Here is a 22807-nt window from a genome sequence, read left to right as displayed (position 1 = left end):
CGCAAATCGCATCGACACGACCTTTCACCTGAAGCGGCGGTCGCACCCGATCCCACACCGCACGAGCCACCGCTCATTCCGGACAACACAGACAAAGCGTTCCGGCGAAGGCACTCGCCGCTGTACTGAGGATTCTTCGATACCAATCGAGTATCGGTGATCCGGTAGCGCGACCAAATGATTCAACACGGAAATAGTCCGAAAGGTGATCTGCGGCACACATCCCGGATACGACGCAGCCCCGCAGCGGAAGTCCGCCGCGGGGCTGCGAGTCGTGCTGAGATCAGCCGATATTGGCCGACATATCCGGGAGCATCCGGTAGACCTCGTCCTCCCAGTTGTGCCAGTTGTGCACACCGACGTTCGGGAAGTCGTAGGTGACGTTGCCGGCGCCCAGGGTCATCATGCGCACCTGGAAGGCGCGGGTGTTGGCCAGCGCCAAGGCCTCCAGCGGCGATCCCTGGATGATGTCGAGCGGGGCGACCGCGTCCTGCGGCGACGGAATGCCGCTGCCGGCCGCGACCCACAGTCGAGTGTTGTTGGCCTTCAACCGCGGTGCGAACACGAACGGATCCATCCGCAACCACTGCGGGCCCCACGGCGGTGCCATCGCGTCGATGTTGTACCCGCCGGCGCTCAGCATCGCCACGCGCATGGCCTCACGCATACCCGGCGCCGAGATGTTCAGGTAGCCCGAGAACGAGCCGGCGTAGCTGAACTGGTCCGGGTGATACGCGGCGAGCGTCAGGGCGGCGCTACCACCCATCGACAGGCCGAAGACGCCGTTGCGGTGCGAACTGAAGCCCATCCGCGCGCTCAGGGCGTTGGGCAGGTCCTGGGTGAGGAAGCTTTCCCACTTGTAGGTGTTGACCTTGCCCAGCGTCTCGTTGTAGTTCGAGGAACCGGTCATCGCGGAGCCGGTCGAGGCCGAGCCGGAGGAGCCGACCGAACCGGTATCGATTCCGAAGAAGTTGCTCGGCGCGTTCCAGTCGGCGTAGAAGCTCGACGGACCGCCGACCGGCATCACCACGTTGATGTTGGCGTTCACCAACGCCGGGATGATGTTGGTTTCCTTCTCCCAGCCGCTGATGTCGCCCTGGGCGCGCATACCGTCGAGGGCGTACACCACCCGTCCGGTGCTGCCGTCGGCCGCACGGAAGATGCGCGACTTGATCGGGCCCATCGACGAATCGACCCAGAAGTCGATACCCGTCGGATTGAACGCCGCGGCCGCATGTCCGGCCTCTGCCACCGACACCCCGAACGGCAGCAACGTCGCCAAGGCAACGCCCACCGCGGACCGCTTGAGCCATCCGGTTCGATGAGGCGCCGACGGCTGCTGCGACCGTCTCCGACGTCTCTGCTGCACCCATCGCACAGTCACGCCTCGCATACCCTGTCCGGCCTTTCCCGTAGCGCGGCCCGTCCGACCGCTGTTCTTCTCTGCGAATGATCACCCGTGCGCATACCGAGATGCGCCCCCGACGGACGTCCGTCACCGAGCGTATCGTGAAATCGATACGTCGGCGTTATCAAACCGAGACTAATACACGACTTCTTCGTTGCCGTCGGCGGTCTAGTTCGGCACCGGAGGCGGTGTCGTCGGGTCCACCAGGTGGCATCGCTGGATCTCGTATTTCGGCACCCGGTCGATGCGGTACTTCGCGAAATGCAGCGACTGGATAATGTTGTGCTTGAACCGATCCCGGGTCAGCGGCGCTCGATAGGAGGCCAGCAGGTCCTGGGTGGCCGGGCACGACAGCGCGGTCCGCGCCTGCCGTACCCACTTCTCGTCGAGGAACCACGGCATCCACGGATGCTGGTCGACCATACCGGTATCGACGACCACCCAGTCGGGATACAGGTTCTTGTCGTGTCCGATACGTCCGTCGGCCAGCCGGTCGGTATGGGCGGCCAGCGGATAGGCCAGGCCCTCCTGATCGATGACGCGTACGCTCAACGGCACGTTCATGCTGGTCATGCCCAGGTTGAGGAAGTAGACGGTGTGCCCGTACCCGCCGGGCGGAATCGGCAGCGGCGGCGGCGCGACGTACCACATCATGAACGACGGCGAGTTGATCAACAGTCCGCCGTCCGGCGTGGCGGCGATGTCCTGCAGCATCGCCCGCATGCGCGGGTAGTCCAGATAGTCCTCGGCCAGTACCGGATGGTCGTGCCCGCTGTTGAGGACGTAGTAGATCCGCTCGTCCACGATGCCCGAGGCGCTGATCTGCCCGCCCGAGGTGTCGGCGGTCGTGTTGGCCGCGAACAGCGCCCAGCCGACCGTCCCCGCCCAGGCGATCAGCGGCACGGCGAACGACCACCGCAGCCATGCGGAACGTTCGCCGACCGGCAACCGGACCGGCAGCACCGACACCGGCAGCAGCAGGCAGAACAGCTGCGGCAGCAGCATGCGGCCGTGCATGAAGTCGCCGCCGACCCGCATGTTGAACAGCACGAGCAGCAGGCCGCCGCCGACCATCAGGGTCACCACCGCGGCCGGGGAGCGCAGCCACCGCCGCAGCCGGACCCATCGCCCGGCATCGGCGGCAACGGCGGCGCCGGTCGTCCGGTGGCGTCTGCCGCGCAGCAGCACCGCGGCCACCACGACGAGGATCAGCAGCGGAATCCACAGGTAGTACGGGCCGAGTAGATCCCACAGATATTTCAGGCCCTGACCCCATTTCGCGCCGCCGGCCTCCTTGGCCACCGCGGTGTTCGGATAGGGCAGGCCGTAATAGCCCATGCGCCAGATCTGATAGCCGACCGGCACCGCGCCGCCGACCGCCACCAGCAGCGCGCGAATCAGCAGCGGGCGCAACCGGGTACGCGGCACCGGCGCGAAGAACAGCATGAGCAGGGCCAGACCGCCGATGACGGTCATCTCCGGCCGGACCACCCAGCACAGACCGGCCCAGAAGCCGGCCACGAGAAGTTGTGCCAGGCCGGGCTTCTCGTCCTGGCTCCAGCGCAGCAGCAACCACCACAGCACGCCGAGCCAGAAGATGACCAGGCAGTTCTCCAGGCCCGAGGTGGCATAGTCGCGAGCCGGCGGCACGGCGATGTAGACCAGCGCACCGGCGGGCAACAGCAGCGTCGGCGCGGTGGCGGTGAACGGGCGCCACAACCGCGCCGAACCCATCATGGCGAAGACGACGGCCAGCAGCGAAAGGGTCAGCGCGACAGCCAGACTGACGTATTCGAGCCGGGCTTCGCTGATCCAGCTGAAGAACCAGATCACATAGGTCCAGGCCGCGCTGGTGTTGGTCTCCACCCGCTCGCCGGCGTTGAAGACCGGGCCGTTTCCGGCCAGCAGATTGCGCACAGTGCGCAGGACGATCAGGCCGTCGTCGGCGATCCAGCGCCGTTGCCAGGCACCGATTCCGAACAACGCGACGGTGACGAGCACCCCACCGACGAATACCGTGCGGGAGAGCACCGAAAAGCGGCGCGCGGCATCGCCGTCGCGCTGTAGTGCGCGATCGGACGACTCCGCGTCTGCCCCCTCCCCGTGTTCGTCTCCCGCTACCAGCATCTCGTCAGGTGAGATAGACAGCGACACCTACCGCTCCGATCCAGGCGATGGCCAGGAGCTGCAATATGCGATCCCCCAGCGCGATCTCTTCGGGTTCCCCGGCCTCGCCGCCATCGACGTCGACCGCGTAGCGCAGGACTGCGATGGTAAACGGGATCATCGAGATCGCGAACCACTGGGTGTGCTTGTGATCGGTTTCGAAGGCCCACAGCCCGTAGAAGACCACCACTGCGGTGGCCGACAGGGTCCAGATGAAGCGCAGGTAGGTGGGTGTGTAGTACTGCAGCGACTTGCGGATCTTGGCGCCGGTGTCGAGCGCGATCTTCAACTCCGCGTAGCGCTTACCCGCCGCCATGAACAGCGAGCCGAAGGCCATGATCAGCAGGAACCACTGCGAGAGCCGGATATCGGCGGCCGCGCCGCCGGCGACCGCGCGCAGCAGGAAGCCCGAGGACACGATGCAGATGTCGAGCACCGCTTGGTGTTTCAGGCCGAAGCAGTAGGCCAGCTGAATGCCGATGTAGACCGCCATCACGACGGCCAGATGCCAGGACGCCAGGAACGAGCCCGCGATCGAGCCGACCAGCAGCACCGCCGAGAGCGAGTACGCCAGGTTCACCGGCACGATGCCGGCCGCGATGGGCCGGAACCGCTTGGTGGGGTGGGCGCGGTCCGCCTCGACGTCGAGCGCGTCGTTGACCAGGTAGATACCCGAGGCCGCCATGCAGAACACGACGAACGCGATCGCGATATGGGCGACCACGGTCGCATCCGCCAGCACGTACGCACCGGAGGCCGCGTCCTTACCGGCGGCCAGCGGCGCCGCCAGCACGAGGACGTTCTTCACCCACTGCCGTGGCCGCACCGCCTTGACGATTCCGCCGGCCAGCGTCTTCGGCGGACCCTTCAGGACGGCTTCGTCGAGGTCGGTGCCGGTCGGCTCTTCACTCATATCAGCGAGGGTTCTTTCCTGTGCGGTCACTGGCGAATCTCTTTTCGGCGGCTAGCACGGCTGCGGCGGATGCCGCACCCAGAGCGGATCCGGCGAGCACGTCGGAGGGATAGTGCACTCCCAGAACGACCCGGGAGAGCAGCATCGGCGGCACGAGCACCGCAGGCAAGGGTAGCCCGGTCAACTTCCCGAGCAACACGGCCGCCGCCGTCGTGGAGGTGGCGTGCGAGGACGGAAAGCTCAGTTTGCTCGGCGTCGATACGTTGACCTGCACCGATGGGTCGTGTGGGCGCGGGCGCCGGACGATGCGCTTGATGACGACCGAGGCGGCGTGCGCCCCGAAGGCGCCGACCGCGACTCCGGCCCACTGGCGCCTGCGGGACTTGTCGACCAGCGCACCGGCGGCTCCGACGGCCATCCAGCCGAGCGCGTGCTCACCGAAGTGCGACATCCCGCGCGCCGCCTTGATCACCGGCGGCGTGCCGATCGCGCCCTGCACCGCGTTGAGGATCTTGACCTCCGCGGGCTTGGAGACCTCGGGGTCCGCCACCACCTGCAGATGCGGGGCGCCTGCCGGATCGGAGGAGGCTGGGACGGTCATTTGTCCTCACTAGTGTTGATTCCGAACGCGTTCTCCCACGCCGCGGTGCTGGTCAAGCGGGCGTGTGCGGCACGGTACCGCTCCCGCAGCTCCGGGAATCGGGCGGCCAGTTCCCGGCGCAGCCGCATCGCCTCGGCGAACAGCTCCCGGGCCTGACGCGGATCACGCTTGCGGTACACCACACCACGCCCGTCGGCTGTGGTCACGGTAACCCCGTCGACCTGCGAGAGCAGGAACCAACGCGCGTCCAGGGTCGGGACGTTCAACTGCGGGCGGTCGTGATGTTCGGTCTTGGCTTTGCGCAGGTTGTGCACCACGCCCTTGCCGAGCCGCACGACCTTCGCCAGCGGATTCGACGGTTCACCGACCGCACCCACATCGGCGCCGCTGGGCAGCGGCAGATCCGTCGAGGAGCCGACGATCACCGCGTCGGGGAATTCTTTGCGCATCGCGGCGACCTGCCCCAGGGCGGTGGGCAGCAGTTCGAACAGCTTGTCCGGCCCGGCGAGGAAATCGCGGATCGCCTGGTTCTGAATGGCGACCGTCGAATATTCCAGGCACAGCAGATGTTTCAGCGTCGCCTTGACCGTGTTCACGATCATCGGGCGGCCGTCGTTGCCGAGGTGCAGGGCCGCGACCACCAGGCGATTGCGCAGGTGGAAATAGGCCTGCCAGTCGATGGCGTCGTCCTTGTCGCTCCACGCCATATGCCACACCGCCGCACCCGGCAGCGTGACCGTCGGATATCCGGCCGCCCGGGCGCGCAGCCCGTATTCCACGTCGTCCCACTTCAGGAAAAGCGGCAGCGGCTGCCCGATCTGCTCGGCCACCACGCGCGGGATCACGCAGGTCCACCAGCCGTTGAAATCGACATCGATGCGCCGGTGCAGCAGTTTGGAATTGTCGCGGTCGCGCAGCGGATATTTCGAGAAATCGTGGTCGTATTCGACATTCGGCGCCGCGGTCCACATCCAGATTCCGCGGTCGACCACCTCGCCCATGGTGTGCAGATGCGAGCGCTCCTGCAGATTCAGCATCTGCCCGCCCACCAGCGTGGGGGTGCGGGAGAAACGGGCGAAGGCCAGTGCGCGCAGAATGCAGTCCGGCTCGATCTCGATATCGTCGTCCATGTAGACGATGTATTGCGCGTCCGTGGTTTTCAGCGCCTCGTACATGACGCGGCTGTAACCGCCGGAACCACCGAGATTCGGCTGATCGTGAATCGCGAGCCGATCGCCGAGAACCGCGGCCGCCTCGGCGAATCCGGGTTCGTCGACGGCCTTGCGATTGCCCTGATCGGGAATGATCACGGCCTTGATCTTCTCCAGCACCAGCGGATCGGAACCGAGGGCCGCGAGGGTGTTCACACAGTCGGTGGGCCGGTTGAAGGTCGGCATGCCCACCGCGATACTGCCCTCACCGGGCGCCTCGATCGGCGCGTACCAACCACCGCTGCGCAATTCGACCGCGGAATCGGTGGTGATGTCGAACCAGATCCAGCCGCCGTCCTCGAACGGCGCCAACTCGACCTCGAATTCGACGGTGGTCACATCGGCCGGTGCGGTGAGCGATTCACGGCCCGCCGCGGTGGTGGCGAATTCGTTACCGCGCACATGGATTCGGGAGCCGTCGGCCTTGGAGCGGTAGACGTCCACCCGGCCGTGCCCGGACAGGTCCAGGCGCAGCACCACCGATTCCAGAATGGTCCAGCGCCGCCAGTAACTGGCCGGCACCGCGTTGAAATAGGTGCAGAACGACACTTCGGATTCGGCGCCGATGGACAGCGAGGTGCGCGTGGGAGCGTGGGCGCGCCGAGCGTTCGTCGCCGATTCCTCCAGATACAGCGTCCGCACATCCAGCGGCTCGCCGGGGCGCGGCAGAATGATGCGCTGCAGCAGGGATTTCGCGCGGGTCTCGGTGCTCATATCCTCGAGGGTCACTTGTGCGGTCATTTCACTTCCTGCATCCGCGGTACGGGCCGGTGGCACATTACTCGGAATCGCCGGCCGTGAGCGGCGCGCCGGATTCCAGATGCGGGCGCAGCACGTTGTCGAAGGTGCTCAGCGCGCTGCCGATGGCCATATGCATGTCGAGATACTGGTATGTGCCCAGACGACCGCCGAAAATCACCTTGGCCGTGGCGGTTTCGTTCTTCGCCCGCTCGCGGTAGGCGAGCAGTTTGGCGCGGTCCTCCGGGGTGTTGATCGGGTAGTACGGCTCGTCGCCGGTCTGCGCGAAGCGGGAGAATTCGCGCATGATCACGGTTTTGTCCTCCGGGTAGCTGTCCCGTTCCGGGTGGAAATGGCGCGGCTCGATGATGCGGGTGAACGGCACATCGGCATCGTTGTAGTTCATCACCGAGGTGCCCTGGAAGTCGCCGGTCTCGAGCACTTCGGTCTCGAAATCGATGGTGCGCCAGCCCAGCTCGCCCTCGCTGTAGTCGAAGTAGCGGTCCAGCGGGCCGGTGTAGACGACGGGCGCGTCCGGATTCTGCGCGCGGATTTCGTCGCGAACCTCGAACCAATCGGTATTCAGGCGCACCTCGATCAGATCCGATTCGGCCATCTTCTCCAGCCAGGCGGTGTAACCGTTGGCCGGTAGACCCTCGTAGGTGTCGTTGAAATAGCGATTGTCGAAGGTGTATCGCACGGGCAGCCGGGTGATATTGCCGGCGGGCAGTTCCTTGGGGTCGGTCTGCCACTGCTTGGCGGTGTAATCGCGGACGAACGCCTCGTACAGCGGGCGGCCGATCAGCGAAATCGCCTTTTCCTCGAGATTCGTGGCGTCTTTGGTGTCGATCTCGGCGGACTGCTCCGCGATGAGCGCGCGCGCCTCCTCGGGACCGAAATAGCGTCCGAAGAACTGCGAGATCAGCCCCAGACCCATCGGGAACTGGTAGGCCTGCCCCTTGTGCATCGCGAAGACCCGATGCTGGTAACCGGTGAACTCGGTGAACTGATTGACGTAATCCCACACTCGCTTGTTGGAGGTGTGGAACAGGTGGGCACCGTACTTGTGGATTTCGATTCCGGTTTCAGGGTCCGCCTCCGAATACGCGTTACCGCCCAAGTGGTAGCGGCGCTCGATCACGAGCACCCGCTTACCCAGCAGGTTGGCGGTGCGTTCGGCAACGGTCAGCCCGAAGAATCCGGAGCCGACGACGATCAGATCGAAGGGAGCTGCGACGGTCACGGGAGCCCAGCGTAGCCGTAGCGGGTCACCACGTCTGCACGCCGTAGGTCTCGCCGGCGGGGATGGTGGTCACGGCCGTGCGCGGACCGGGACGGGTAGCGGAATATCGCCGCGGGGGCCCGGAAGTGTTCACCGCACGGTCACCGGCCGGTCGATGACGGCCGTCCGAGCCACCGGCGGACCGGCCGCTGGGCATGCCGCGAACCCGACCGGGTCTCTGCGGAGGCGACGCACACGCGGTCGTCCGTTCACTCAGTAATAGGGGTATACAGGGGCCGGTGGAACGTGGGTTTTCACGGTTCGGGCCGCGATCCACCGTCCGGTCGAGCTCATCGCGGCGCACACGAGCGTGGGGAGCTCGACCGTGAAGAGCAGCGCGAGCATCACGGCGAACCCCACCACATCGGACTTCTCGACGCCGCCCCCGATCGCGGCGACGACGGGGAAGGCGGGAACTACCAGCATGACCAGCGATGTCACAGCGACGACGATGAATCGTCCGGCCTTTCGCCGGCAGAGCAGAAGTATCGCGCCGACGAGAAACAGCGACGACAGCGAGCCGAAGATGATCAAGGCGACGAGATCCTCCGTCGAGCCGTCTCCGCTCTGGCGATCCTGGCGGGTCGCGATCGCCCCGATGATGGAGAACACGGTCAACGCGATGCCCTGTAGCAGGGCCGACACCCCGGCGGTGATCGCCGTTCCGCCGCCCGGCTTCGGTGGCGCCGGGGCGTAGGCGGGTTGCATATACGGATACGCCACGTTCGCCTTCTCAGTACGGATACGGAGGCTGACCGTAGTAGGCCACCGGCGGATAGGCCGGCATTCCCACGCCGCACCACCGCTTCGCCGAACCGGACAGCGTCAGGCTCAACATCAGCACCGCGAACAGCAGTCCGATGATCGCGCCGATCGATGCCGCGGGCACGCCGTTGGCCAGCGCCATCACGATTCCCGCGAGACCACCGAGCAGTCCGAGCGAGGACAGCACGACCAGCATCACCCGCCCGGCATTCTTGTGGTTCATCAGCATGATTCCGCCGACGGCCCACAGCAGCGCGATCACGCCGTCGATCGCGGCCATGATGTAGAAGATGTCGGCCGAATCGCTGCTGTGCGAACGGTAGGACCCGTAGGAGTGGCTCACACTGTCGGCCGCGCTGAGCAATCCGATGATTCCGAACGCGGCCAGCAGCGCCAGCAGGAGTGCGAAGACTCCCGCGGTGATCGCCGCGCCGCCGCTCGGGCGCGGCTCCTGATAACCGTAGGGCGCGTAGCCCGGCGCCGGATATCCCGCGGGCGGATACCCGGGTGGCGGATAGCCCGCCGGCGGATAGCCGTTCCCCCCGTAGCCGGGTCCGTACGGATAGCTCATCGGCCTCCCCCTTCTCTCGGGCAGGCACTCTACCGCCTGCCGACGACGTCGGTACGAGGTGAACCCGCATCACGCGGGGAAGCCGGCTCACCGGATGTCATCTATCGTCGCGGGGGCGGTTGGCCGATCCTTATGGACGGGATAAAGCCGTGCCCGAGAACGTGGTTCGGTCCGGCAATTCAGTAGGCGACGGTGAAGCGGGTGCGGGTGTGGCGCTGCACCTCGGCCTCGTCGAGCAGGGCGACGGCGAGGTCTTCCATCGAGATGTGCGAGGCGCCCGTGCTGTCGGTGACCAGTTCGTCGGCGCCGACCCGGTAGGTTCCGCGGCGTTCGCCGGGCTCGAGCAGCGCGGGTGGGCTGAGATAGGTCCAGTCGACATCGGTTGTCGCGCTGCGGAACACCTCTCGTTGCGCATGGCAGGCCAGGGCGATCGGACGCCAGTCCGGCGGGAAATCCGGCCGTTGCATGACGGTCGTGCCGGTGCCGGGCACGATCAGATCGCCCGCGCCGCCGACGACCAGCAGGCGGATTCCGGTGCCGCGCAAACCATCCAGCAGTGCCGCGGCCACGTCCGCCAATTCGTATTCGCGCCCGGGTCGCGGCCGCGTCGCGCTGATGACCACGTCGCTACCGGCGGTGGCGTCCTTCACCTGGGCCGGGTCGGTGGCGTCGGCGGTGCGGAAGCTCGCCGCGGCGGGCAGATCGTCCGAACGCTCGCCACGGCCGACAGCGGTGACCTCGTGGCCGCGCGACAGCGCCTCGCGCACGATGCGGCTGCCAGCAGCGCCCGCCGCGCCGAAAACGGTGATATGCAACGTTTTTCACTCCTCGATCGATGAAAGTTGCCGTGGGTCGGCGAGTTCGGGTGCGTCGGTGACCGACGGCGAGAGCGGCTCCGGGTGCTCGGACGGCGGCTGCGCGTGATCGCCCACCTGTCCCAGCACCGTGCCGCCGAGGGCGATCGCCATGCCCAGCACCTGCAGCGGAGTCAGTGACTGTCCGAGCGCGAGCCAGCCGATCACCGCCGCGGACAGCGGACTCAACAGGCCCAGGAAGGCGACCGATGTGGCCGGTACCCGAGCCAGACCGCGGAACCAGAGGGCATAGGCGGCCGCGGTGCCGAGCACGCCGAGATAGAGGTATCCGCCGATGGCCGGAGCGTCCAGCGCGGGCGGCGCACCCTCGGCGATCAGCGCCAACGGCAGCAGCACCACCCCGCCCGCGGTCAGTTGCCAGCTCGTGAACGCCAGCGGGCCGACACCTTCGGGCCGTCCCCAATGCCCGGTCAGCACGGTTCCCGCGGCCATCGATGCCGCACCCGCCAACCCGGCCAGCACACCGATCGTGTCCAGGGCGGCGTTCGCCCGCAGCACCACCAGCGCCACACCGAGCATGCCGATCGCTCCGGCCAGCAGCTTGCGTCCGCTCGGCCGCACCCGCAACAGCACCGCCGCGAAGCCGAGCGCGAACAGCGGTGCGGCCGAACCCAATACGGCCGCCACGCCGCCGGGCAGCCGGTACGCGGCGAGGAACAGCAGCGGGAAGAAGGCGCCGATGTTGAGCACGCCGAGCAGGGCGGCACGGCCGATCCAGCGGCCGCGCGGCAGCACCCGGGTCGCGCCCAGCAGCACCAATCCGGCCGGGAGGGCTCGCATCAGCGCGGTGAACATCGGCCGCTCCGGCGGCAGGAATTCGGAGGTGACGGCGTACGTCGTCCCCCACACCAGCGGCGCCAGACCGGTGATCGCGAGGATCGCGGCGGTCGAACCACGGGCGGTGGCGGCACCTGTCATGACGGTATCTCCTCATTGATAATCTCAACGTTGAGATAATCGGACACCAGAGAGTGTCTTGATGTCAAGTATCTGAACGTTGAGATACTCTGTGCACGGAAGGAGAGCGCTGTGAGCGACGCCGTGGACCGGATCGTCGCGGACTGGGGTCGCGTCCGCCCCGACCTCGACGTCTGGCCGACCCACGTCATCGGCCGGTTGAAGCGGATGGGCCGCCGGCTCGAGCGTGAGATGAAGGAGTTCTTCGCCCGCTACGGACTCGAATACGGGGAGTTCGACGTGCTGTCCACGCTGCGCCGCTCCGGTGGGCCCGACGGCCTCACGGCCGGTGATCTGATCAAAGCCACCATGGTGACCTCGGGCGCGATCACCAATCGCATCGACCGCATGGCAGCCAAGGATCTGGTCCGCCGGGTTCCCGATGCGAGGGACCGGCGAACCATTCGCGTCCAGTTGACCGACCACGGCCGTGACGTGATCGACGAGGTCATGCCGCTGCACGTCGACAACGAGATCCGCCTGCTGTCCGGGATGAGCCGTACCGAACTGGACCAGCTCGCCGACCTGCTCCGGCGACTCTCCGAATCACTGGACGACACCTCGCTGGGTTGAGCGAGGGTGGGCAAACGCCCGGCTGCGTCACATCCGGCGAGCGAGGCGGCAGCGGTCCGCCCCTTATTTGGAAGCCGCTGCGGCCGGTGCGGTTGCGGTGTGGTCCGGCGCCGCGATCCCCGCGGCGGGCGGGCCGACGGGTGATCCGCTCGCGGCAGCCGGAGTGCCGGCCGCGTCCGCCGGGACCGGGCGGGTCTGCGCATCCTGCCCGGTAGGAGCCGGCGGCGGGATGGGAGTCGCCGCCGTCCCCGGCGGGTGGGTGCCGCCGGGAGCCGCGGCCTGCGCTCCGGCGTCCTCCCCCGCGCTCTGGCTCACCTGCGGCGCGATCTGCAGCAGGCGCGCGTAATCGACGATCTGGGCGCCGAGGGTCGGGGTGGCGATGATGACACCGCCCTGGTACAGGCGGAAGGTTCCCACCTTGCCGGGCAGCAACGACTCCGGCCCCATCGGATCACCCAAAGGTCCTGCCGCGCCGCCGCTTTCGGCATACTTCACATCGATGGCGGAATTGCCGCGGACCGCTTGTTCGGGGACCGCCGGCGCGGGTGCGGCCGGAGCCTCGGGCACGGCCGGCGCGGCTTCCAGCTCGGCGGGCGTCGGCCCGACCTCGAGGGTGGTGATGTCGATCGGCTGCCCGCCGCCGGGCGCCGCCGAATACTCCGTGCGCAGGATATGGCCGTCTCGCATGAGGACCTGGCCCGCGGTGGCGTGGACCGCGTCGGCCGCGCGCGGATCCTCCTTGTCGGTGCCGGGATACATCTGACAGTCGGTGGTGTCGCAGGTCTGGGCATACGGGTAGCGATGTTCGGCCAGAGCGTACGAGCGGGCCGCGATCGCCTGTGCCCGTAGCGCTTCCGCACCACCCTTGTCGGCCCAGTCGGCCTGCATCTCGGCCGGGACCACACCGAGCAGATAGTCCTCGACGTCGAGCTGGTTCACCGTCGCCGGCTGCCCGTCGTCCTGCGTAACCCCCAGTGCCCCACGGAAACTCGAGCCGTCGCACACCTTCAGCTGTTCGGCCTCGGGCCGGTCGGGACCCGGGTCGGCGGGGTAGGCCCAGGGGTCGTCGGTGGAACCCTGCCACAGCACATCACCGTCACAACCGATGGTCACCACGACGTTCGCACCACCGTCGGGGGTCGGGGTCAGGTGCGCGGCCTGGCCCGCCACCACCCGCCGGCCGGCGACGGTCAGCCCGGAATCGGAATACACGTCCAGGGTTTCGTTGTCGTAGACGGTGAGTCGCACCCGCACCGTGGTCGGCCCGATCGTCCCGAGCTGGGCGCCCGGGTAATAGTGCGCCAGGATGCCGTCGGCCGTCGCGCCCGCGGTGGCCTGGTCGAACGCGCCGACCTGACTCATCCCGCGCCCGTGCCCGGGACCCGCGGCCGCCTGATAGGCGGCGTTGCGAGTACCGGAACCGAACATCGGCACCGCGAAGGCGACGACGATCCCGCCGGTCACCGGCACCACGACCAAGCCGATCAGCGCACCACGCCGCATCCGCCGGCGACGCAGCAGTCCACCGTGCCGGCGTCGTAGTCGGCTCGTGAATCCGCCCACCACCCCGTCCGCGGGTGTGATGTTCGGGCGATCCGGCGGTGCGGCGCCGGCCCGAGGGACTTCGGTCCGGGTCATCGAACCCTCCTGTGGTGTGCGGACAGCGCCGATCGGCCATCCCGGCGCGCACTCGGGCGGGGGTGAGCCATCGTGCCTCCCAACGGGTTCGGCGAGCCGGGTGGTTGATCGAACGCACCGCTCGCCCGGCATGTCCTGAACTTGCGTGGCTACTGGAAAGTTACATTCGAGCTATCTTAGCTCTAATCCTCAACCAAAGGTTTAGATATGTGGCATTTGGGACTAGTGTGACCATCGATCCGTCAGGAATCAACCCCGCGCGCCACCCTGTTCCACGCTGACGGTCACCGGTTCTACCTGAATGGGAGATGCTCGTGCCGTACCGCCGCCCGAAACGTTCCGTCGTCCTGCCCGTGGTCGCGACTCTCGCGGTTGCCGCCCCACTCGCGACGCTGACACTGCGCGACGCTCCCGGCTATCGCCCAGCGGGCGACAGCGACCTCGCCGCGATACCCGCGCAACTCGCCGAGGTGGCCTTGGCGTCGGCCCCCGACATCGTGTTGCCGCTGCGCGAACTCACCGGATTGAACCTGCCGGATCTGCGGCTGTCCGACCTGCGCAAGCTCCCGCTGCCGAAGTCGATTCCCGTGCCGCCCGGCCTACCCGCCCCGCCGGGCGTGCAGCTACCCAGCGAGATTCCACTACCCCAATTCGATGATCGAACGACCACCACACCGACCCCGACGCCGTACGCCGGACCGGTCACCCCGCAGGCTCCCGCCCCCGCCGCGTCCCCCGCGCACGCCGGCCCCGGCTTCATCGCCGCCCCGCTCGAACCCGCACAGATTCCGGGCACCGACCCGGCCGCGCCCGCCCTGTCCCCCGGTGCCGTACCACCGGATATGGCCGATCAGGTCGGTGCGGAAGTCAAGGAATTGACCAGGGATACGCCCTTCAGCATGGTCGCGCTGACCGCGAAGGAGCTGGCCGACACCACCGCCCTGATCCGCGCCCAGCAGGCCGACGGCACCTGGGGACCGTGGTTCCCGGCCGACCGGGTCGACACCGGTCGCAGCGATCACGCGGCCGCCCCCGCCCGCACCGGTACCGAACCGATCTACGTCGGCGAGACCAAGGCGGTTCAGATCCTCACCACCCACAAGGCGATCGCTCCGGCCGCCGGCCGCTCCGACGATCCGGCGCAGCAGGCGGCGTCGCAACTGTCGGCGGTGCTGATCGATCCCGGCCGCGGCGCGATCGACGACAACCTGACTTCGGTCGCCGCGCCGCTGCCGGGCGGCGGGCCGAAGGTGATCAGCCGCGCGCAGTGGGGCGCCGACGAATCGCTGCGCTGCGAGGAGCCCACCTACGACGACGGGCTGGGCGGAATCACCGTCCACCACACCGCCGGTCGCAACGACTACAGCAAGGCCGAATCCGCCGGCATCGTGCGCGCGATCTACGCGTATCACGCCAAGACGCTGGGCTGGTGCGATATCGGCTACAACGCGCTGGTCGACAAGTACGGCCAGATCTTCGAGGGCCGCTACGGCGGTCTGGACCGCCCGGTCGAGGGCGCGCACGCCGGTGGTTTCAACGAGAACACCGCGGGCGTGGCGATGATGGGCGATTTCGAGACCGCCGCACCCAGCGACGCCCAGCTCCAGGCCACCGGGCAGTTCGTCGGGTGGCGGGCCAAGGTCGCGGGGCTGGATCCCGAGGGCCACACCACCATGTATTCCGAGGGCACCGACTACACGCCGTACGCCGAGGGTGAGGCGGTGGACCTGCCGATCGTGTTCGCACATCGCGACGTCGGCAACACCACCTGCCCCGGCGACGCCGCCTACGCGCGCATGGACCGGATCCGGGAGATCGCCGCGGGGGTTGCCGCCGGCACCGCGCCCGCGGCTCCGAAAGACCAACGCGCGCACGCGGATCTGGCAGCTCTGGCGAATCTGACCACGCAGCTGCTGAGCATGGTCGACAAGAACACCATCGCCACCTACTGGGCGGGACAGGGCGGTCCGGACGGACGCCTCGGTGCCGCCTCCTCCGAACCGACCCCGACCGGGGACGGCGGTCAGTACGCCAAGTTCGTCAACGGATACGTCTACGCGGCGCCCGACGGTTCGATCGTGGAACTGGCCGGCCAGATTCTCGACCGCTTCGTTCAGCTCGGCGCCGAATCCGGACTGCTCGGAACGCCGCTGCGCAACCCGTACCCGGTTCCCGGCGGCCAGCGGGCCGATTTCCGGCTCGGCTCGTTGATCCTCAACACCGCCACCGGCGTGGTCACCACCCTGCTGAAGCATGGTGGCGCACAACCGGGCCCGGCGGGCGAGCCGATTCCGCAGGCACTGCCCGCCGCGGACGCCCCCGCCCCGCAGGCGGAGCCGGAGGCGGAGCCTTCCGATCCGCAAGCGCCCCCGGTGGCGCCGTCTCAGCCCATTCCTGTCGCCCCCGCGGGCTGAGGGCTGGGCCGAGAGTTCGCATCACCCTGCATTTTTCGTGCAAACCTCCGACCGAATGCGCGAAACCTGCTCGAAGCGGCGAGGTTTGCACGATCAGTTCAGGGCAAAGCCAACCTGGCGGACGTCCCTAACTCTCCCACCAGCGCTCGAGCACCCGCGCCACGCCGTCCTCCGAATTGGAGGCGGTGATCTCGTCGGCGGCGGCAAGGGCTTCGGGGTGGGCGTTGCCCATCGCGACGCCGTGGCCGGCCATGCGGAGCATCGGCACATCGTTGGGCATATCGCCGAAGGCCAGGATCGCCGCCGCGTCCACCCCGAGCCGCTCGGCGACCACACTCAGTCCGGCGGCCTTGGTGATACCGGGCGCGGACAGTTCGATGAGTCCGTTGTTGGTGGAGTAGGTGATGTCGGCGCGCCCGGCCAGATGCGGTTCCAGGGCCGACTGCATCTGGGCGCTCGGCGTTCCGCGCAGCCGGATCAGCATCTTGATCGCCGAGGCCGAGATGACCTCCTGCCGCGAGACCTGCGTGTCGTCCGGATTCAGCCAGGCGTGCTCGTACTCGGGCGAGCTGACGAACTGCGGCGTCGCCGCATCGTGCGCACTGCGGCCGACGCGCTCGGCGGCCAGCCCACAGCCCGGCAGTACGCGCTCGGCGAGGTCGGCGATCCACGCCAGACTCTCCACATCCAGCGTGCTGGTGTGCAGGATGCGGTCGGCGGCACTGTCGTAGATCACCGCGCCGTTGCCGCAGACGCACAGCGGAGGAAAGCCCAGCCCCTCGATCACCGGATCGATCCAGCGCGGCGGACGGCCCGTGGCCAGCACGAACGGCACGCCGTCGGCGATCAGCGCGGCCACCGCGGTACGGGTGCGCGGCGTCACCCGTTCCCACTCGTCGAGCAGCGTGCCATCGACATCGGTGGCCACCATCTTCGGCTTCGGCAGACGCGTCACCTATTCCATCCTGCCCGAAATCGCGGCGCGGCTGTAATCGTTTGCCCGCGCCCCGCCTGCGAGCGGGCCGGAAGTGGTGCACGATGTCACCGGTGGACTCGAGACCATTCCCTATGATCAGGGGCTAGTAACCGACCCGAGGGGACCGATGACCGGCTTTCTGCTACGACGTGCGCTCAACTATGTCGTGCTGCTGGCGCTGGCGTCGTTCCTGGCCTTCAGTCTGGCGTCGCTGACATTTCGCCCGCTGGACAGCCTCGAACAGCGCAATCCGCGACCGCCGCAGTCGGTGATCGACGCCAAGGCCCACGAACTGCATCTCGACCAGCCCATCCCGCAGCGCTACCTCACCTGGGTCGGCGGTGTGATGCACGGCGACTTCGGCACGACCCTGACGGGGCAGCCGGTCAGTCAGGAACTGCCGCGCCGGATCGGGGTCAGTCTGCGGTTGCTGATCGTGGGCTCGGTGGTCGGAACGGTCCTCGGTGTGCTGATCGGCGCGGCCGGTGCGATCCGGCAATATCGGTTCACCGATTACTTCACGACGATTATTTCCCTGCTGGTGCTCAGCACGCCCGTATTCCTCTTGGCGACCCTACTGAAATACGGTGCACTGGAAATCAATTCGGCCACCGGTCAGCAGATATTCCTGTACACCGGGGAAACGTCGGCCAATGCCGTACACGGGGTGTGGAATCAGTTCGTCGACCGGTTGCAGCACATGATCGTCCCAACCCTCGGCCTCGCCTTGGGCGCGATGGCCAGTTACAGCCGCTATCAGCGCAACGCCATGCTGGACGTGCTGCAGAGCGATTTCATCCGTACCGCGCGGGCGAAGGGACTCACCCGCCGCCGCGCACTCTACAAACACGGTCTGCGCACCGCGCTGATTCCGATGGCGACCCTGTTCGCCTACAGTCTCGGCGCGCTGATCACCGGCGCCACCTTCACCGAGAAGATCTTCGGATGGCACGGCGTCGGTGAATGGCTGGTCGACGCGATCAACGCGCAGGACATCTACATCGTGGTGACCGTCACGGTGTTCGCGGGATTCGTGGTGCTGGTTTCGGGCCTGCTGTCCGACATCGTGTATGCGATTCTGGATCCGCGAGTGCGGGTCGGATGATCGGGGCGAGACAGTGACCGAAACCGAGATCATCGCGCAGGGCGCGCCGGAACCCGCGGCCGCGGGTCGCCGAAAGCTGGTGTGGCGCAGGTTCCTGCGCAACAAACCCGCCATCGCCGGTGCGTCCGTGCTGATCATCATGCTGATCGGCGCCTTCGCGATTCCGCCGTTCCTGTCCTACGACTATCAGGAGCGCGACCCGTACGCGCTGCTGCAACCACCTTCGCCGCAGCATCTGTTCGGCACCAACGAGATCGGCCAGGACATGCTGGCCCAGACCCTGCACGGTTTGCAGAAATCGCTGATCATCGGCATCTGCGTGGCGGTGCTGACCTCTCTGGTCGCGGTCACCGCGGGGTCGATCGCGGGTCTGCTCGGCGGCTGGACCGACCGGGCGATCATGTGGCTGGTCGATCTGCTGCTGGTGGTGCCCAGCTTCATCATCATCGCGATCTTCGCCCCGCGCACCAAGGGCAGCAGTTCGATTCTGCTGCTGATCGTGCTGCTGGCCGGATTCAGCTGGATGATCAGCGCCCGGATCGTGCGCGGATTGACGATGAGCCTGCGGGAACGCGAATTCGTCCGCGCGGCACGGTATATGGGCGCGTCGACGCGTTCGGTGATCGTCACTCACATCGTGCCGAATATCGCGTCCATCCTCATCATCGACACCACCCTCGCGGTCGGCGCGGCGATCATGTCCGAAACCGGTTTGAGCTTCCTCGGATTCGGCGTGCAGCCGCCGGATGTGTCACTGGGCTCGCTGATCGCCTTCGGCACCAAATCGGCGCTGACCTTCCCGTGGTTGTTCCTGTTCCCGGGTGGTTTCCTGATCGCGATCGTGCTGTGCGCCAACCTCGTCGGCGACGGCCTCCGCGACGCCTTCGACCCCAGTTCCAAGGGGGCGCGGGCGGGCCGCAAGGCCGGCAAGCGGGACAAGGCGCTGCGTGGACAGTCGGCGCGGACCTCCGGTGCCGGTCCGGATGAGCAGTCGGACAAGAGGATTGAAGCGGCATGACCGATCGCACCACCGAATCCGCCGACCGGGCGGACTCGCGCCGCGCTACGACCGCGCCCCTGCTGGAAGTGTCGGACCTGCACGTGTCCTTCCCCGGCGAGGAGGGCCGCATCGATGCGGTGCGCGGTGTGAACTACACCGTCGCCGACGGTGAGGTGCTGGCCATCGTCGGCGAGTCGGGTTCCGGTAAATCGGTGTCCTCGCTGGCCGTGATGGGGTTGCTGCCCAATCAGGCCCGCATCCGCGGCTCGATTCGCCTGCGCGGCAGGGAATTGCTCGGCATGGGCGACAAACAGCTCTCGGCGCTGCGGGGCACGCGGGTCAGCATGGTCTTCCAGGACCCGCTCTCGGCGCTCACCCCGGTCTACCGGGTCGGCGATCAGATCGCCGAAGCGCTGGTCGCCCACAAGAAGATGAGCAAGTCGCAGGCCGCGGGCCGGGCGGTGGAGCTGCTCGATCTGGTCGGCATTCCCGAACCGGCGGTGCGTGCCAAGGCTTTTCCACACGAATTCTCCGGCGGTATGCGTCAGCGCGTGGTGATCGCGATGGCGATCGCCAACGATCCGGAACTTATCATCTGCGACGAACCGACCACCGCCTTGGATGTGACGGTGCAGGCGCAGATTCTCGACCTGCTGCGCAAGGCCCGCGACATCACCGGCGCCGGTGTCATCATGATCACCCACGACATGGGGATCGCGGCCACACTGGCCGACCGCGTGGCCGTGATGTACGCCGGGCGGATCGTCGAGAACGCCCCGGCCGCAGAGCTGTTCAACTCACCGCGGATGCCGTACACCGTCGGCTTGCTCGGGTCCATCCCGCGGATGGACGGCCCGGCCCGCGCGCCGCTCATCCCGATCGTCGGCGCTCCCCCGCCCATGCACGCCCTGCCGCCGGGCTGTCCCTTCGCGCCGCGTTGCCCGGTCTCGATCGACGACTGCCTGGCCGCGGAGCCGCCGCTGCAGGAAACCGCGCCCGCGCACCGGGCCGCCTGCATCCGCACCGCCGAAGTGGGGACCGCGGAACTGTTCGACGCCTACCGCCACGACACCGACAGTGTGGCCGCGGCGGAACCCGCCGATTCGGATGTGGTGCTGCGCGTTTCGGGTCTGACCAAGACCTTCCCGGTCACCTCCGGTGTCGTCTTCAAACGGCGCACCGGTGAGGTGCGCGCGGTCGACGGTATCGATTTCGCCGTGCGAAAGGGACGCACCCTCGCACTCGTCGGCGAATCCGGATCCGGGAAGTCGACGACGCTGAGCCAGATCATGGACCTCGCCCAACCCGAGGCGGGCACGATCGAGGTCTTCGGCGAGGATGTGGCGACACTGAGCAAGCAGCGCAAACGCGATATCCGCCGCAGATTGCAGATCGTCTTCCAGGATCCGTCCTCCTCGCTGGATCCACGTCTGCCGATCTTCGACGCCCTGGCCGAACCGTTGCGGGTCGACGGCCGGTCCCGCGACGAAATCCGCAAGCGGGTACCGGAATTGCTGAAGCAGGTCGGGCTGCGCGCCGAACACGCCGATCGCTATCCGGCCGATTTCTCCGGCGGACAGAAGCAGCGCATCAATATCGCGCGGGCGATGGCGCTGGATCCGGACATGCTGGTGCTCGACGAGCCGGTGTCCTCGCTCGACGTGTCCATTCAGGCCGGGGTGCTGAACCTCCTGCGGGATCTGCAGGCCGAACGCGGGCTGTCGTATCTGTTCGTCTCCCACGACCTTTCGGTGGTCCGCAACCTCGCGCACGATATCGCGGTCATGTATCGCGGCAAGATCGTCGAATCCGGGCCGGCCGAGCAGATTTTCGCGGCGCCGCAGCACGAGTACACCCGCGCGCTGATCGACGCGGTGCCCCTTCCGGTCGTCGCACGCTAGGAGTTCGCCGTGAGGATACGTTCGCGCGCAGTACGTTCGGCTGTTGTCGTACTGTCGGCCGGGCTGGCTGTCGCGCTGGCCGGCTGCGCATCCGTGAACACGACGAACGGGCCCGCGGCCCTCGGAACCACCGACGACATCAATCCGCAGCCGCGCGATGCGGTGCGCGAGGGCGGCAACCTGCGGTTGGCGATCAGTGGATATCCGGCCAATTGGAACAGCCTGTCCATCGACGGCAACGAGTTGGAGACCGGTGAGGTGCTGTGGCCGTTGATGCCGCGGTCATACCTGATCGACGCAACCGGCCAATTGACGATCAACAGAGACTACTTCACCGATATCCAGCTCACCGGCACCGATCCGCAGCAGGTCACCTACACCATCAACCCCAAGGCGGTGTGGAGTGACGGATCACCGATCACCTGGGAGGACATCGCCTCCGAAGCTCGTGCGCTGTCGAGTGTGGACAAACGCTATCTGATCGCGATCAACAACGGGTTCGATCGGGTCGACAGGGTCGAACGCGGGGTCGACGACCGACAGGCCGTCATCACCTTCAAACAGCATTACGCGGATTGGCGCGGTCAGTTCGCCGGAAACGCGATGCTGTATCCGAAGTCGGTCACCGCCGATCCGGATACCTTCAATCGCGCGCTCGCCGAAGGCATCAGGCTGACCTCCGGACCGTTCGTGATCCGCTCCACCGACCGTACGCAGGGCCGAATCGTGCTGAGCCGCAATCCGAAATGGTGGGGCGACACTCCGAAACTGGACACCATCACCTTCAGTGTGATGGATCAGGCCGCATATGCGGCAGCTCTGCAGAACAACGAACTCGACGCCGCACGCCTGAACTCCATCGAGGATCTGGCGACCGTGCGCAGCAGTGCCGAACTGGTCGTACGCCACGCACCGGGAAATCTGTGGCGGCACATCACCTTCAACGGCGCGCCCGGTTCGATACTGGCCGATCCCGCGCTGCGCGTGGCGATTTCGAAGGCCGTCGATCGGCAGGGCATCGCGAATGCGATCGAAAACGGTCTGGTGTCGAACCCGAAGCCGTTGAACAACCACATTTTCGTCCAGGGCCAAGAGGGCTATCAAGACAACAGCCTGCCGTTCGATCCCGCGGCCGCCGCGCGCGAGCTCGATGCACTGGGCTGGAAACAGCAGGGTGATGTGCGGGTCAAGGACGGCCGCCGCCTCGAGATTCGGGATGTGATGTACAACGACCCCACCTGGGTTCGGGTCGCGCAGATCGTCCAGGGTGATCTCGCGAAGGTCGGCGTGAAGCTGATCATCGCCACCCGGCAACGCCAGGGATTCTTCAGCGATGCGATGATTCCCGGTGATTTCGATATCGCCCAGTTCCAGTTCTCGGGTGACGCATTCCCGTTCGGGAGCATCCCGCAGATCTACGCGTACCACCCCGATGACGAGCAGAGCAATTTCGGTCGGATCGGCTCTCCGGAGTTGAATGCGCTGATCGAGCAGACGCTCAGCGAATTGGATCCGAAAAAGGCTGTCGACCTGGCGAATCAGGTGGACCGCAAGGTTTTCGAAGAGGGTTTCTCGCTGCCGCTCACCCAGGATCCCGGCAACTACGGCGTGCGCACCACCGTCGCCAACTACGGCGCTCCGGGCCTGGCCTCCTACGACTACACCAAGATCGGCTTCGTAAGTTAGCCGCCCGTCCCGACGAAAGGAGAACGA

General features: G+C 67.1%; 18 protein-coding genes. 6 read left to right on the top strand and 12 right to left on the bottom strand.

The window, feature by feature from the left end; translation table 11 throughout:
• Positions 1–283 precede the first annotated feature (283 nt).
• From NK1_RS17570 to NK1_RS17525, 10 genes are all read right to left on the bottom strand, one after another.
• Positions 284–1294, bottom strand: a complete 1011-nt coding sequence (locus NK1_RS17570; protein WP_062994845.1) for an alpha/beta hydrolase — start codon at positions 1292–1294, stop codon at positions 284–286.
• A gap of 282 nt (positions 1295–1576) precedes the next feature.
• Positions 1577–3535, bottom strand: coding sequence for an arabinofuranosyltransferase AftB family protein (locus NK1_RS17565; RefSeq protein ID WP_063009962.1), 1959 nt, complete (start codon positions 3533–3535; stop codon positions 1577–1579).
• A 4-nt stretch (positions 3536–3539) separates the two neighbouring features.
• On the bottom strand, positions 3540–4487 hold the full coding sequence (locus NK1_RS17560; protein WP_063009960.1) for a decaprenyl-phosphate phosphoribosyltransferase: 948 nt from the start codon (positions 4485–4487) through the stop codon (positions 3540–3542).
• 1 nt (position 4488) lies between these two features.
• Positions 4489–5088 (bottom strand): phosphatase PAP2 family protein, encoded by a 600-nt coding sequence (locus tag NK1_RS17555; RefSeq protein ID WP_084461099.1) that lies wholly within the window; start codon positions 5086–5088, stop codon positions 4489–4491.
• Positions 5085–7040: a glycosyltransferase gene (locus tag NK1_RS17550; protein WP_063009958.1), complete on the bottom strand. Its 1956-nt coding sequence runs from the start codon at positions 7038–7040 to the stop codon at positions 5085–5087. Before NK1_RS17550 ends, NK1_RS17555 begins: the two co-directional genes overlap by 4 nt.
• 37 nt (positions 7041–7077) lie before the next feature.
• Entirely contained in the window at positions 7078–8280 is a 1203-nt protein-coding gene (gene glf / locus NK1_RS17545) for a UDP-galactopyranose mutase (RefSeq protein WP_063009956.1), read from the bottom strand.
• 252 nt (positions 8281–8532) lie between these two features.
• Positions 8533–9042, bottom strand: coding sequence for a hypothetical protein (locus tag NK1_RS17540; RefSeq protein WP_063009954.1), 510 nt, complete (start codon positions 9040–9042; stop codon positions 8533–8535).
• Between the two features lie 10 nt (positions 9043–9052).
• Entirely contained in the window at positions 9053–9655 is a 603-nt protein-coding gene (locus NK1_RS17535; protein ID WP_063009952.1) for a hypothetical protein, read from the bottom strand.
• 179 nt (positions 9656–9834) lie between these two features.
• The gene (locus NK1_RS17530) at positions 9835–10470 is read right to left on the bottom strand and encodes an NAD(P)-dependent oxidoreductase (RefSeq protein ID WP_063009950.1); all 636 of its coding nucleotides are present in this window, start codon (positions 10468–10470) and stop codon (positions 9835–9837) included.
• 6 nt (positions 10471–10476) lie between these two features.
• Positions 10477–11448 carry an EamA family transporter gene (locus NK1_RS17525; RefSeq protein ID WP_063009948.1) on the bottom strand — a complete coding sequence of 324 codons (972 nt, stop codon included), beginning with the start codon at positions 11446–11448 and terminating at the stop codon, positions 10477–10479.
• Positions 11449–11559: 111 nt separating this feature from the next.
• On the opposite strand from NK1_RS17525, the gene NK1_RS17520 reads away from it, so the two are divergent.
• Entirely contained in the window at positions 11560–12060 is a 501-nt protein-coding gene (locus NK1_RS17520) for a MarR family winged helix-turn-helix transcriptional regulator (RefSeq protein ID WP_063009946.1), read from the top strand.
• 63 nt (positions 12061–12123) lie between these two features.
• Here NK1_RS17520 and NK1_RS17515 read toward each other — a convergent pair whose 3' ends face one another.
• Complete coding sequence (locus NK1_RS17515; RefSeq protein WP_063009944.1) at positions 12124–13698, bottom strand: SpoIID/LytB domain-containing protein; 1575 nt, start codon at positions 13696–13698, stop codon at positions 12124–12126.
• Between the two features lie 308 nt (positions 13699–14006).
• On the opposite strand from NK1_RS17515, the gene NK1_RS17510 reads away from it, so the two are divergent.
• Complete coding sequence (locus NK1_RS17510; protein ID WP_063009942.1) at positions 14007–16112, top strand: N-acetylmuramoyl-L-alanine amidase; 2106 nt, start codon at positions 14007–14009, stop codon at positions 16110–16112.
• A 127-nt stretch (positions 16113–16239) separates the two neighbouring features.
• Here the strand turns inward: NK1_RS17510 and NK1_RS17505 are convergent, their stop codons facing one another.
• On the bottom strand, positions 16240–17043 hold the full coding sequence (locus NK1_RS17505; protein WP_086007165.1) for a Cof-type HAD-IIB family hydrolase: 804 nt from the start codon (positions 17041–17043) through the stop codon (positions 16240–16242).
• A gap of 172 nt (positions 17044–17215) precedes the next feature.
• On the opposite strand from NK1_RS17505, the gene NK1_RS17500 reads away from it, so the two are divergent.
• From NK1_RS17500 to NK1_RS17485, 4 genes are read left to right on the top strand one after another with little or no spacing between them, the layout of a single operon-like run.
• Positions 17216–18193: an ABC transporter permease gene (locus tag NK1_RS17500; RefSeq protein ID WP_063009940.1), complete on the top strand. Its 978-nt coding sequence runs from the start codon at positions 17216–17218 to the stop codon at positions 18191–18193.
• A 13-nt stretch (positions 18194–18206) separates the two neighbouring features.
• Positions 18207–19211 carry an ABC transporter permease gene (locus NK1_RS17495; RefSeq protein WP_063009938.1) on the top strand — a complete coding sequence of 335 codons (1005 nt, stop codon included), beginning with the start codon at positions 18207–18209 and terminating at the stop codon, positions 19209–19211.
• Entirely contained in the window at positions 19208–21094 is a 1887-nt protein-coding gene (locus tag NK1_RS17490; RefSeq protein ID WP_063009936.1) for an ABC transporter ATP-binding protein, read from the top strand. Before NK1_RS17495 ends, NK1_RS17490 begins: the two co-directional genes overlap by 4 nt.
• Before the next feature lie 9 nt (positions 21095–21103).
• Positions 21104–22780: an ABC transporter family substrate-binding protein gene (locus NK1_RS17485; RefSeq protein WP_063009934.1), complete on the top strand. Its 1677-nt coding sequence runs from the start codon at positions 21104–21106 to the stop codon at positions 22778–22780.
• The last annotated feature ends 27 nt before the right edge of the window (positions 22781–22807 follow it).

This window comes from Nocardia kruczakiae NBRC 101016, assembly GCF_001612965.1.
Classification (GTDB): Bacteria; Actinomycetota; Actinomycetes; order Mycobacteriales; family Mycobacteriaceae; genus Nocardia; species Nocardia kruczakiae.
This window is presented reverse-complemented; position numbering and strand designations above follow the sequence as displayed.